General features: G+C 53.3%; 10 protein-coding genes and 2 tRNA genes. All 12 read left to right on the top strand.

Annotation, left to right across the window (positions count from 1 at the left end):
* Positions 1-54 precede the first annotated feature (54 nt).
* The 12 genes from folP (at position 55) to pnp (ending at position 12,183) form a co-directional block, all read left to right on the top strand.
* Positions 55-903 carry a dihydropteroate synthase gene (gene folP, locus HMPREF0201_RS18905; protein WP_016538368.1) on the top strand — a complete coding sequence of 283 codons (849 nt, stop codon included), beginning with the start codon at positions 55-57 and terminating at the stop codon, positions 901-903.
* Positions 896-2,233 carry a phosphoglucosamine mutase gene (gene glmM, locus HMPREF0201_RS18900; RefSeq protein WP_016538367.1) on the top strand — a complete coding sequence of 446 codons (1,338 nt, stop codon included), beginning with the start codon at positions 896-898 and terminating at the stop codon, positions 2,231-2,233. Before folP ends, glmM begins: the two co-directional genes overlap by 8 nt.
* 235 nt (positions 2,234-2,468) lie before the next feature.
* Complete coding sequence (gene secG / locus HMPREF0201_RS18895) at positions 2,469-2,801, top strand: preprotein translocase subunit SecG (protein WP_016538366.1); 333 nt, start codon at positions 2,469-2,471, stop codon at positions 2,799-2,801.
* Positions 2,802-2,850: 49 nt separating this feature from the next.
* Positions 2,851-2,937, top strand: a tRNA-Leu gene (locus tag HMPREF0201_RS18890).
* Between the two features lie 59 nt (positions 2,938-2,996).
* A tRNA-Met gene (locus tag HMPREF0201_RS18885) sits at positions 2,997-3,073 on the top strand.
* Between the two features lie 211 nt (positions 3,074-3,284).
* Complete coding sequence (gene rimP / locus HMPREF0201_RS18880; RefSeq protein WP_071704146.1) at positions 3,285-3,737, top strand: ribosome maturation factor RimP; 453 nt, start codon at positions 3,285-3,287, stop codon at positions 3,735-3,737.
* Positions 3,738-3,764: 27 nt separating this feature from the next.
* Positions 3,765-5,252, top strand: a complete 1,488-nt coding sequence (gene nusA / locus HMPREF0201_RS18875; RefSeq protein ID WP_016538364.1) for a transcription termination factor NusA — start codon at positions 3,765-3,767, stop codon at positions 5,250-5,252.
* A 24-nt stretch (positions 5,253-5,276) separates the two neighbouring features.
* Positions 5,277-7,970: a translation initiation factor IF-2 gene (gene infB / locus HMPREF0201_RS18870; protein WP_016538363.1), complete on the top strand. Its 2,694-nt coding sequence runs from the start codon at positions 5,277-5,279 to the stop codon at positions 7,968-7,970.
* A gap of 65 nt (positions 7,971-8,035) precedes the next feature.
* A complete protein-coding gene (gene rbfA, locus HMPREF0201_RS18865; protein ID WP_016538362.1) occupies positions 8,036-8,437 on the top strand; it encodes a 30S ribosome-binding factor RbfA in 402 nt (133 codons plus the stop codon).
* Positions 8,437-9,381, top strand: a complete 945-nt coding sequence (gene truB, locus HMPREF0201_RS18860) for a tRNA pseudouridine(55) synthase TruB (protein WP_016538361.1) — start codon at positions 8,437-8,439, stop codon at positions 9,379-9,381. Before rbfA ends, truB begins: the two co-directional genes overlap by 1 nt.
* A gap of 153 nt (positions 9,382-9,534) precedes the next feature.
* Positions 9,535-9,804, top strand: a complete 270-nt coding sequence (rpsO, locus tag HMPREF0201_RS18855) for a 30S ribosomal protein S15 (protein ID WP_002434239.1) — start codon at positions 9,535-9,537, stop codon at positions 9,802-9,804.
* A 249-nt stretch (positions 9,805-10,053) separates the two neighbouring features.
* Positions 10,054-12,183: a polyribonucleotide nucleotidyltransferase gene (pnp, locus tag HMPREF0201_RS18850; RefSeq protein WP_039898858.1), complete on the top strand. Its 2,130-nt coding sequence runs from the start codon at positions 10,054-10,056 to the stop codon at positions 12,181-12,183.
* The last annotated feature ends 53 nt before the right edge of the window (positions 12,184-12,236 follow it).

Here is a 12,236-nt window from a genome sequence, read left to right as displayed (position 1 = left end):
CCAGCCCCGGGGTTTTTGTTTTTGTAGATCCTCAGACAAACCAGGGAAATCTCGATGAAACTCACCGCTCAGGGCACCACGCTCGATCTCTCCCACCCTCACGTAATGGGCATTTTGAATGTCACGCCGGACTCTTTTTCCGACGGCGGGCAGCACAACTCATTGATTGAGGCGCTTAAGCACGCTAACGCGATGATTAATGCCGGGGCGACGATTATCGACGTAGGCGGTGAGTCTACGCGGCCCGGAGCCGCAGAGGTGAGTACCGATGAAGAGCTTTCTCGGGTTATCCCGGTGGTGGAGGCGCTGGCTCAGCGCTTCGAGGTCTGGGTTTCGGTCGATACCTCAAAAGCAGAGGTTATCCGTGAGTCTGCAAGGGTTGGCGCGCATCTGATTAATGATATTCGTTCCTTGCAGGAGCCGGGCGCCCTGGCGGCAGCGGCCGAAACGGGGCTGCCGGTTTGCCTGATGCATATGCAGGGCGAGCCGAAAACCATGCAGCAGGCTCCTCAGTATGAGGATGTTTTTGCCGATGTGGATCGCTTCTTTATTGAACATATTGCTCGCTGCGAAGCGGCCGGTATCGCAAAAGATAAATTGTTGCTCGACCCGGGCTTTGGTTTCGGTAAAAATCTCACCCACAATTATCAGCTGCTCGCCCGACTTGCTGAGTTCCACCGCTACGGTATGCCGCTGCTGGTGGGGATGTCTCGTAAATCCATGGTCGGGCAGTTATTGAATGTTGGCCCCGATCAGCGGCTAAGCGGTAGTCTGGCCTGCGCGGTGATTGCCGCGATGCAGGGGGCACATATTCTCCGCGTGCACGATGTGAAAGAGACCGTAGAAGCCATGCGCGTGGTAGAAGCCACGCTTTCAGCGAAGGAAAACAAACGCTATGAGTAACCGTAAATATTTTGGCACCGATGGCATTCGCGGCCGCGTAGGCGATGCGCCTATTACTCCTGATTTCGTTTTAAAGCTGGGCTGGGCCGCCGGTAAAGTTCTCGCCCGCCACGGTTCGCGTAAAATTATCATCGGTAAAGATACCCGCATTTCTGGCTACATGCTGGAGTCGGCGCTCGAGGCTGGTCTTGCCGCCGCTGGGCTGTCCGCCTCTTTCACCGGGCCGATGCCAACGCCTGCGGTTGCCTATCTGACCCGCACTTTCCGCGCTGAGGCGGGGATCGTTATTTCCGCATCCCACAACCCGTTCTACGATAACGGCATCAAATTCTTCTCCATCGACGGTACCAAGCTGCCGGATGAAGTTGAAGAAGCCATTGAAGCGGAAATGGAAAAAGAAATCACCTGCGTGGACTCCGCTCAGCTCGGTAAGGCCAGCCGTATTGTTGATGCGGCAGGGCGCTATATCGAGTTTTGCAAAGGAACCTTCCCGAATGAATTAAGCCTCAACGGCCTGAAAATCGTTGTGGATTGCGCCAACGGTGCGACCTACCACATCGCGCCGAACGTGCTGCGTGAACTGGGCGCCAAAGTGATCGCCATTGGCTGCGAACCTGATGGCGTAAACATCAACGAAAAATGCGGTGCGACAGATGTACGCATGTTGCAGGAACGCGTTCTGGCGGAAAAAGCCGATCTTGGTATCGCTTTTGATGGCGACGGTGACCGCGTCATCATGGTCGATAACCTCGGTCATAAAGTTGATGGTGACCAAATTCTCTATATCATTGCTCGCGAAGGGCTGCGCCAGGGCCAGTTGCGCGGTGGTGCCGTCGGCACGCTGATGAGCAATATGGGGCTGGAAGTTGCGCTTAAACAGCTGGGGATTCCTTTTGTTCGCGCTAAAGTGGGCGACCGCTACGTGCTGGAAAAATTGCAGGAAAAAGGCTGGCGTATAGGCGCAGAAAACTCCGGCCACGTTATTTTGCTGGATCAAACGACTACCGGAGACGGTATTGTCGCAGGTCTGCAGGTACTCACGGCGATGGTTCGCAACCATATGAGCCTGCATGACCTGTGCAGCGGCATGAAGTTGTTCCCTCAAATCCTGGTTAATGTGCGCTTCACTGCGGGAAGCGGCGATCCGCTGGAAAATGAAACCGTTAAGAAAGTCACGGCTGAGGTTGAGGCTGCGTTAGGCAATCGTGGCCGTGTCCTGCTGCGTAAATCCGGCACCGAACCGCTTATTCGCGTCATGGTTGAAGGTGAAGATGAAGCGCAGGTAACGGAATTTGCTAACCGTATTGCCGATGCGGTGAAGGCTGTTTAAGACTTCTTTCTTCGTAAACTGATTGAAAAGGCGGCAAATACCGCCTTTAAATCCCGTAGATGCTGATTGTTTGCTGTTTTTTTCCGCAGTCAGTGCAATGTTAATAAATTGCCCTTGCGCACCAGTCTGGCTTTGGTTAGTATTCTCACCCGCTTCAGTGGGTAATGACAAACGTGCCCGCTTAACTGGTTTGAAGCAATTGGCGTGCGGTAACCCCGCAAGGAACAGGTTGATTATGTACGAAGCTCTTTTAGTTGTTTTCCTTATTGTAGCCTTAGGCCTTGTAGGTCTCATCATGCTGCAACAAGGTAAAGGCGCTGATATGGGAGCCTCCTTCGGAGCAGGCGCTTCCGCTACGTTATTCGGTTCAAGTGGTTCTGGTAACTTCATGACCCGTATGACCGGTGTGCTGGCGACGTTGTTCTTTATCCTGAGCCTGGTTCTGGGTAACCTCAGCACCAATAAAACCAGTAAAGGAAGTGAGTGGGAAAATTTAAGTCAGCCGGTTAAATCCGAGCAGACTGCGCCAGCGGCACCTACCAAGCCGAGCAGCGATATCCCGCAGTAAGTTTGTCAGCTTCAATACGGTAATATGCAAGTTGCCGTGTTTTAAGAGTGCCGAGGTGGTGGAATTGGTAGACACGCTACCTTGAGGTGGTAGTGCCCGATTGGGCTTACGGGTTCAAGTCCCGTCCTCGGTACCAAATCCCAGCAATTCTTGCATTTAATGCATTACTGGCGTAATATTTGCCACGTTTTCGGACGCGGGGTGGAGCAGCCTGGTAGCTCGTCGGGCTCATAACCCGAAGGTCGTCGGTTCAAATCCGGCCCCCGCAACCACTTTCCCTGAGAGTTGTTTTTCAAATATACTGTGAACACCAGTCGGTGCCTTCGCGAAGAATTTAGAAAAAAATTCTCCTGGACGGTGTCCGGGCCGCAGTTGCGGCATACAGGGTTCAGTTATATAAAGCCCCGATTTATCGGGGTTTTTTGTTATCTGACTTCAGAATAACTGGGCTATATGCCCTTTTTTTATGTCTTGGGGGTGGGCTTGTCCACATTAGAGCAAAAATTAACAGAGATGATTTCAGCACCGGTCGAAGCACTGGGCTATGAACTTGTCGGCATCGAATTCATTCGGGGTCGCCAATCTACGCTGCGCATCTATATTGATAGTGAAGATGGCATTAATGTTGATGATTGTGCTGATGTCAGTCACCAGGTAAGTGCAGTCCTGGATGTCGAAGACCCTATCACCGTGGCGTATAACCTGGAAGTGTCCTCACCTGGCCTCGATCGCCCAATGTTCACCGCAGAACACTACGTTCGCTTTAACGGCGAAGAAGTGAGCATTGTATTGCGTATGGCTGTGCAAAACCGTCGCAAATGGCAGGGTATTATTAAAGCTGTAGACGGTGAGATGATCACAGTTACGGTCGAAGGAAAAGACGAAGTGTTCGCGCTGAGCAACATCCAGAAAGCGAACCTGGTACCCCACTTTTAATAGTTTGGATTGAGGTGAAAACCCAGGATGAACAAAGAAATTTTGGCTGTTGTCGAAGCAGTTTCCAACGAAAAATCGCTGCCGCGCGAGAAAATTTTCGAGGCGCTGGAAAGTGCACTGGCAACGGCGACTAAGAAAAAATACGAGCAAGAGATTGACGTCCGCGTAGAAATTGACCGTAAAAGCGGTGATTTCGATACTTTCCGTCGTTGGGTTATTGTCGAAGAAGTGACCCAGCCTACGCGTGAAATTACGCTCGAAGCTGCCCAGTTCGAAGACCCGGCGTTTACCGTCGGTGAATATGTTGAAGACCAGATTGAATCTGTCACCTTTGACCGTATCACTACCCAGACCGCTAAGCAGGTTATCGTGCAGAAAGTGCGCGAAGCCGAGCGCGCGATGGTTGTCGATCAGTTCCGTGAGCACGAAGGTGAGATAATCACCGGCGTAGTGAAGAAAGTTAACCGCGACAATATCTCTCTCGACCTCGGCAGCAATGCTGAAGCCGTAATCCTGCGCGAAGACATGCTTCCGCGTGAGAACTTCCGTCCGGGCGACCGTATTCGTGGCGTTCTTTATGCCGTGCGTCCTGAAGCTCGCGGCGCGCAGCTGTTTGTTAGCCGTTCCAAACCGGAAATGCTGATCGAACTGTTCCGCATCGAAGTGCCGGAAATCGGCGAAGAAGTTATCGAAATTAAAGCCGCTGCACGCGATCCTGGCTCCCGAGCCAAAATCGCCGTTAAAACCAACGACAAACGCATCGATCCGGTCGGCGCCTGCGTAGGTATGCGTGGTGCGCGTGTTCAGGCGGTTTCTACTGAGTTAGGCGGTGAGCGTATTGATATCGTGCTGTGGGACGATAATCCTGCGCAGTTTGTTATCAACGCAATGGCACCAGCCGACGTAGCATCCATCGTTGTCGATGAAGACAAACATACGATGGATATCGCGGTAGAGGCAGGCAATCTGGCGCAGGCCATCGGCCGTAACGGTCAGAACGTTCGCCTGGCATCACAGCTGAGCGGCTGGGAGCTCAACGTTATGACCGTTGACGACCTGCAGGCTAAACATCAGGCTGAAGCGCACGCGGCTATTGATACCTTTACCAAGTACCTCGATATTGACGAGGATTTCGCCACCGTGTTGGTCGAAGAAGGCTTCTCCACGCTCGAAGAACTGGCCTATGTGCCAATGAAAGAGCTGCTGGAAGTCGACGGCCTTGATGAAGACACCGTGGAAGCATTACGCGATCGCGCTAAAAACGCGCTCACCACACTGGCTCTGGCCCAGGAAGAGAGCCTCGGCGATAAGAAACCTACCGAGGATCTGCTGAGTCTCGAAGGTCTGGATCGCCAGATGGCCTTTAAACTGGCCGCGCGTGGTGTTAGCTCGCTGGAAGACCTTGCTGAGCAAGGTGTTGACGACCTGTCAGATATCGAAGGCTTAACGGACGAGAAAGCCGGCGAACTGATTATGGCAGCGCGCAATATTTGCTGGTTTGGCGGCGAAGCGTAATAAACTGTAGCAGGAAGGAACAGCATGACAGATGTAACCGTAAAAGCGCTGGCCGCAGAGATTCAGACCTCCGTGGACCGCCTGGTACAGCAATTTGCTGATGCAGGGATCCCGAAGTCTGCTGATGATTCTGTTTCGGCGCAAGAGAAGCAAACTCTGCTGGCCCACCTGAACCGTGAACATGGCTCAGGCCCAGACAAGTTGACTTTACAGCGCAAAACGCGCAGTACTTTAAACATTCCAGGTACCGGTGGGAAAAGTAAATCGGTACAAATCGAAGTCCGCAAGAAGCGCACCTTTGTAAAACGTGATCCGCAAGAGGCCGAGCGCCTTGCAGTGGAAGAACAGGCGCAGCGTGAAGCGGAAGAGCAAGCCCGTCGTGAGGCAGAGGAAGCTGCCAAACGTGAGGCACAAGAAAAAGCTAAGCGTGATGCTGAAGAACAAGCTAAGCGCGAAGCCGCTGATAAAGCGAAACGTGAAGCTGCGGAAAAAGACAAAGTGAGCAATCAACCAACTGACGAAATGACGAAAGCCGCCCATGCCGAGAAAGCTCGCCGTGAAGCGGAAGCTGCCGAACTGAAGCGTAAAGCTGAAGAAGAAGCCCGTCGCAAACTTGAAGAAGACGCCCGTCGTGTGGCAGAAGAGGCCCGTAAAATGGCTGAAGCCAACGCTGGTGTTTGGGAAGAGCAGGAAAAAGAGAAAGTGGAAGACGATAAGTCCGATTACCACGTAACCACTTCTCAGCACGCTCGCCAGGCTGAAGACGAAAACGACCGTGAAGTAGAAGGCGGCCGCGGCCGTGGTCGTACTGCTGCAAAAGCACCTCGTCAGAAAAAAGCCGGCGGTAAGCACGGCGAGTCTAAAGCCGATCGTGAAGAGGCTCGTGCAGCCGTTCGCGGTGGCAAAGGCAAGCGTAAGCCAAGCTCTCTGCAACAGGGCTTCACCAAGCCTGTTCAGGCGGTTAACCGTGACGTCGTAATCGGCGAAACCGTAACCGTAGCCGAACTGGCTAACAAAATGGCTGTTAAAGGCTCTCAGGTCATCAAAGCGATGATGAAACTGGGCGCAATGGCGACCATCAACCAGGTTATCGATCAGGAAACAGCTCAGCTGGTTGCTGAAGAGATGGGCCACAAAGTTATCCTGCGTCGTGAAAACGAGCTGGAAGAAGCGGTAATGAGCGACCGTGATACCGGTGCAGCGACCGAAACTCGCGCCCCGGTTGTGACCATCATGGGTCACGTTGACCACGGTAAAACGTCTCTGCTCGACTATATTCGTTCTACTAAAGTGGCCTCCGGCGAAGCGGGTGGTATTACCCAGCATATCGGTGCTTACCACGTAGAAACCGACAACGGCATGGTTACCTTCCTGGATACCCCGGGACACGCAGCGTTTACCTCTATGCGTGCTCGTGGTGCTCAGGCAACGGATATCGTTGTTCTGGTTGTTGCTGCCGACGATGGCGTGATGCCGCAGACTATCGAAGCTATCCAGCACGCAAAAGCGGCGCAGGTGCCGGTTGTTGTTGCGGTTAACAAAATCGATAAGCCAGAAGCCGATCCAGATCGCGTTAAGCAAGAACTGTCCCAGCACGGCATCATGCCGGAAGAGTGGGGCGGCGAGAGCCAGTTCATCCACGTATCTGCAAAAGCCGGTACCGGTATCGACGAGCTGCTGGACGCAATCCTGCTGCAGGCCGAAGTTCTGGAACTGAAAGCCGTGCGTAAAGGTATGGCAAGCGGCGTAGTTATCGAATCCTTCCTGGATAAAGGTCGTGGTCCGGTTGCTACCGTTCTGGTACGTGAAGGTACGCTGAACAAAGGCGATATCGTACTGTGTGGCTTCGAATACGGCCGCGTGCGTGCGATGCGTGACGAACTGGGTCGTGAAGTGACCGAAGCGGGCCCATCTATTCCGGTCGAGATCCTCGGTCTGTCCGGCGTTCCGGCTGCGGGTGACGAAGTTACCGTTGTTCGTGACGAGAAGAAAGCCCGTGAAGTTGCTCTGTACCGTCAGGGTAAATTCCGCGAAGTTAAACTGGCTCGCCAGCAGAAATCCAAACTGGAAAACATGTTCGCCAACATGACCGAAGGCGAAGTGTCCGAAGTGAACATCGTGCTGAAAGCAGACGTTCAGGGTTCTGTGGAAGCTATCAGCGACTCCCTGCTGAAACTGTCTACTGATGAAGTTAAAGTTAAAATCATCGGTTCTGGCGTGGGCGGGATCACTGAAACCGACGCGACTCTGGCAGCGGCATCCAACGCAATTCTGGTTGGCTTCAACGTTCGTGCCGACGCTTCTGCTCGCCGCGTAATCGAAGCTGAAAGCTTGGATCTGCGTTACTACTCCGTCATCTATAACCTGATTGACGAAGTTAAAGCTGCGATGAGCGGCATGCTGTCACCAGAACTGAAACAGCAGATCCTCGGTCTGGCCGAAGTACGTGATGTGTTTAAATCACCTAAATTTGGCGCGATCGCTGGCTGTATGGTTACCGAAGGTGTGGTTAAACGTCATAACCCAATCCGCGTACTGCGTGACAACGTGGTTATCTATGAAGGCGAGCTGGAATCTCTGCGCCGCTTCAAAGATGACGCCAGCGAAGTCCGTAACGGCATGGAATGTGGTATCGGCGTTAAGAACTACAACGACGTGCGCGTGGGCGATATGATCGAAGTCTTCGAAATTATCGAGATCAAGCGTACCATCTCCTGATAGCCGTACCGCATCTACTATTTCAGGGGGGCCAAGTGCCCCCCGTTTTGTCTGGAGAAATTATTATGGCGAAAGAATTTGGTCGCCCACAGCGCGTTTCTCAGGAACTGCAAAAAGAAATTGCCATTATCCTGCAGCGTGAAATCAAAGATCCGCGTCTGGGCATGATGACCACCGTTTCCGGTGTTGAAGTCTCCCGTGACCTGGCCTATGCCAAAGTGTTCGTGACTTTCCTGAACGATAAAGACGAAGAAGCCATCAAAGAAGGCATCAAAGTTCTTCAGGACGCTTCCGGCTACATCCGCACTCTGGTTGGCAAAGCTATGCGTCTGCGCATCGTGCCTGAACTGACCTTCTTCTACGATAACTCGCTGGTTGAAGGGATGCGTATGTCCAACCTGGTCTCCAATGTCATCCGTCACGATGACGAGCGTCGCGTGAATACGGACGACAGCAAGGAGGATTGATGAGTCGTCCTCGTCGTCGCGGTCGTGATATACACGGCGTGCTGTTGCTGGATAAGCCTCAGGGTCTTTCCTCTAACGATGCGCTGCAAAAAGTAAAGCGCCTCTATAACGCTAACCGCGCGGGTCATACCGGCGCGCTGGATCCGCTGGCTACCGGCATGTTGCCTATCTGTCTGGGAGAGGCGACAAAGTTCTCTCAGTACCTGCTGGACTCCGATAAACGCTATCGGGTGATTGCTCGTCTCGGGCAGCGTACCGATACGTCCGATGCCGACGGCACGGTAGTTGAAGAGCGTCCGGTAAACTTTAGCGAGCAGGCTCTGGCGGATGCGCTGGAAAGTTTCCGCGGTGAAACTCAGCAGATCCCGTCGATGTATTCCGCGCTGAAATACCAGGGCAAGCCGCTTTACGAATACGCTCGCCAGGGCATTGAAGTCCCTCGTGAGTCGCGCGCTATCGTGGTTTATGAGCTGCTGTTTATTCGCCATGAAGGCAATGAGCTGGAGCTTGAAGTTCACTGTTCCAAAGGCACTTACATCCGTACCATCATTGACGATCTCGGTGAAAAGCTGGGCTGTGGGGCGCATGTTACTTTCCTGCGTCGCCTGGCGGTGAGTAAGTACCCGGTTGAGCGCATGGTGACGCTGGAACAGCTCAATGAGCTGATTGAGCAGGCCCACCGGCAGGAGATTGCGCCTTCAGAGCTGCTTGACCCGCTGCTGATGCCAATGGACAGCCCGGCCTCAGATTTTCCGGTCGTTAACCTGCTCTCCGAAGTTGCCGTCTACTTTAAGAACGGCCAGCCGGTGCGGGTTAACGGCGTGCCTGCCGAAGGGCTGGTGCGGGTAACCGAAGGCGAAGAACACAAGTTTATCGGTATGGCCGAAATTGACGATGATGGCCGCGTTGCGCCGCGTCGTTTAGTGGTCGAATATCCAGTCTGACTTTTGCCGCTACCTTGCGGTAAAAGAGCGCTACAGGTAAAATAGCGCGGCTTAATATCCGGACAAGGTTTTTAACCTCGTCTGGCTATGCACTGGGGTTGCTGAATTAGAGATCGGCACCCTGTTTATTTATCTATAATTTTGGAGTTGAAAATGTCTCTAAGCGTTGAAGCTAAAGCTAAAATCGTTTCCGAGTTTGGTCGTGGTACTAACGACAGCGGTTCTACCGAAGTTCAGGTTGCACTGCTGACTGCTCAGATCAACCACCTGCAGGGTCACTTTGCAGAGCACAAAAAAGATCACCACAGCCGTCGTGGTCTGCTGCGTATGGTTTCTCAGCGTCGTAAACTGCTCGACTACCTGAAACGTAAAGATGTAGCACGTTACACCAGCCTGATCGAGCGTCTGGGTCTGCGTCGCTAATTCTTGCGAGTTTCAGAAAAAGGGGCCTGTAAGGGCCCCTTTTTTCAACCAGACGGCAGCAATTCTATGGAAACTAATGTATTGTTGCTGAGTGTGATCTTTATTGCAGAGGTTCGCGCGGCTAATGAGAGGCTTTACCCGCAGGAGAGTGGGTTAGGGTTGTCATTAGTCGCGAGGATGTGATGAAGATCGGGTATCAACGGCGGCGCGTGAAGCCACGTGCTGCCCGTCATTTTAAAGGATCTTATCTTGCTAAATCCGATCGTTCGTAAATTCCAGTATGGTCAACATACGGTCACTCTTGAGACCGGCATGATGGCTCGCCAGGCTACCGCTGCTGTGATGGTAAGCATGGATGACACCGCGGTATTCGTTACCGTTGTTGGCCAGAAAAAAGCGAAAGCAGGTCAGGACTTCTTCCCGCTGACCGTAAACTATCAGGAGCGTACCTACGCTGCTGGCCGTATCCCGGGTAGCTTCTTCCGTCGTGAAGGCCGTCCAAGCGAAGGCGAAACCCTGATCGCGCGTCTGATTGACCGCCCGGTTCGCCCTCTGTTCCCGGAAGGCTTCGTGAACGAAGTTCAGGTTATCGCGACCGTTGTTTCCGTTAACCCACAGGTTCACCCTGATATCGTTGCAATGATTGGCGCATCCGCTGCGCTGAGCCTGTCCGGTATTCCTTTCAACGGCCCAATCGGTGCCGCTCGTGTTGGTTACATCAATGACCAGTACGTGTTGAACCCAACCGCTGACGAGCTGAAAACCAGCAAGCTGGATCTGGTTGTTGCCGGTACCGAAGGTGCTGTGCTGATGGTTGAGTCCGAAGCAGAACTGCTGAGCGAAGACCAGATGCTGGGCGCGGTGGTCTTTGGCCACGAGCAGCAGCAGATTGTTATCGAGAACATCAACTCTCTGGTTGCTGAAGCGGGCAAACCACGTTGGGATTGGCAGCCTGAAGCCGTTAACGAAGCGCTGAACGCGCGCGTTGCCGCTCTGGCTGAATCCCGTCTGAGCGATGCTTACCGCATCACTGAGAAACAAGAGCGTTATGCTCAGGTTGACGTCATCAAAGCTGACGTTATCGCAACCCTGACCGCAGAAGACGAGTCTCTGGACGCAGGCGAGCTGTCTGACATTCTGCACGCTATCGAGAAAAACGTTGTTCGTAGCCGTATTCTGGCTGGCGAGCTGCGTATTGATGGCCGTGAAAAAGACATGATTCGTGGTCTGGACGTTCGTACCGGCGTACTGCCGCGTACCCACGGTTCCGCTCTGTTCACCCGCGGTGAAACTCAGGCGCTGGTCACCGCGACTCTGGGTACTGCCCGTGACGCGCAGAACCTGGACGAGCTGATGGGCGAGCGTACCGACAGCTTCCTGTTCCACTACAACTTCCCTCCGTACTCCGTTGGTGAGACCGGTATGGTAGGTTCTCCGAAGCGTCGTGAAATTGGTCACGGCCGTCTGGCGAAGCGCGGCGTGCTGGCTGTTATGCCAGAAGCTGACAACTTCCCGTATACCGTGCGTGTAGTTTCTGAAATCACCGAATCTAACGGTTCTTCTTCTATGGCTTCCGTGTGTGGTGCTTCTCTGGCACTGATGGACGCAGGCGTGCCGATTAAAGCGGCCGTTGCGGGCATCGCGATGGGTCTGGTGAAAGAAGGCGATAACTTCGTTGTTCTATCCGACATTCTGGGTGACGAAGATCACCTGGGCGACATGGACTTCAAAGTTGCCGGTAGCCGCGAAGGTATCTCTGCGCTGCAGATGGATATCAAAATTGAAGGCATCACCCGCGAAATCATGCAGGTTGCTCTGAACCAGGCTAAGGGTGCGCGTCTGCATATCCTGGGCGTAATGGAACAGGCTATCAACGCACCGCGTGGCGATATCTCTGAATTCGCACCGCGTATTCACACCATCAAAATCAACCCGGACAAGATCAAAGACGTGATCGGTAAGGGTGGTTCTGTGATTCGTGCGCTGACCGAAGAGACCGGCACTACCATCGAAATCGAAGACGACGGCACGGTGAAAATCGCTGCTACCGACGGCGACAAAGCGAAACACGCTATTCGTCGTATCGAAGAGATCACTGCTGAAATCGAAGTGGGCCGCATCTACAACGGTAAAGTAACCCGTATCGTTGACTTCGGCGCGTTCGTTGCTATCGGCGGCGGTAAAGAAGGTCTGGTTCACATCTCTCAAATCGCTGACAAGCGCGTTGAGAAAGTGACTGACTACCTGCAGATGGGTCAGGAAGTTCCGGTGAAAGTACTGGAAGTTGACCGTCAGGGCCGCGTTCGTTTAAGCATCAAAGAAGCAACCGAGCAGTCTCCGGCGGAAGGCGCAGCACCGGCTGCTCCAGAAGCTGAGTAAGGTTTGCCAATTTAGCTCTCCATGGAAACATGGAGAGCTGTTTGTTACGGGAC

The sequence above is a fragment of the Cedecea davisae DSM 4568 genome (genome assembly GCF_000412335.2).
Lineage (GTDB): Bacteria > Pseudomonadota > Gammaproteobacteria > Enterobacterales > Enterobacteriaceae > Cedecea > Cedecea davisae.
Note: the sequence above shows the minus strand (reverse complement) of the source record. Positions and strands in the feature narration are given on the sequence as shown.

Excerpts from the sequence above, each read along its gene's own strand:
- folP (WP_016538368.1), top strand. The coding sequence starts at position 55 with ATGAAACTCACCGCTCAGGGCACCACGCTCGATCTCTCCCACCCTCAC.
- glmM (WP_016538367.1), top strand. The coding sequence starts at position 896 with ATGAGTAACCGTAAATATTTTGGCACCGATGGCATTCGCGGCCGCGTA.
- secG (WP_016538366.1), top strand. The coding sequence starts at position 2,469 with ATGTACGAAGCTCTTTTAGTTGTTTTCCTTATTGTAGCCTTAGGCCTT.
- nusA (WP_016538364.1), top strand. The coding sequence starts at position 3,765 with ATGAACAAAGAAATTTTGGCTGTTGTCGAAGCAGTTTCCAACGAAAAA.
- infB (WP_016538363.1), top strand. The coding sequence starts at position 5,277 with ATGACAGATGTAACCGTAAAAGCGCTGGCCGCAGAGATTCAGACCTCC.
- rbfA (WP_016538362.1), top strand. The coding sequence starts at position 8,036 with ATGGCGAAAGAATTTGGTCGCCCACAGCGCGTTTCTCAGGAACTGCAA.
- truB (WP_016538361.1), top strand. The coding sequence starts at position 8,437 with ATGAGTCGTCCTCGTCGTCGCGGTCGTGATATACACGGCGTGCTGTTG.
- rpsO (WP_002434239.1), top strand. The coding sequence starts at position 9,535 with ATGTCTCTAAGCGTTGAAGCTAAAGCTAAAATCGTTTCCGAGTTTGGT.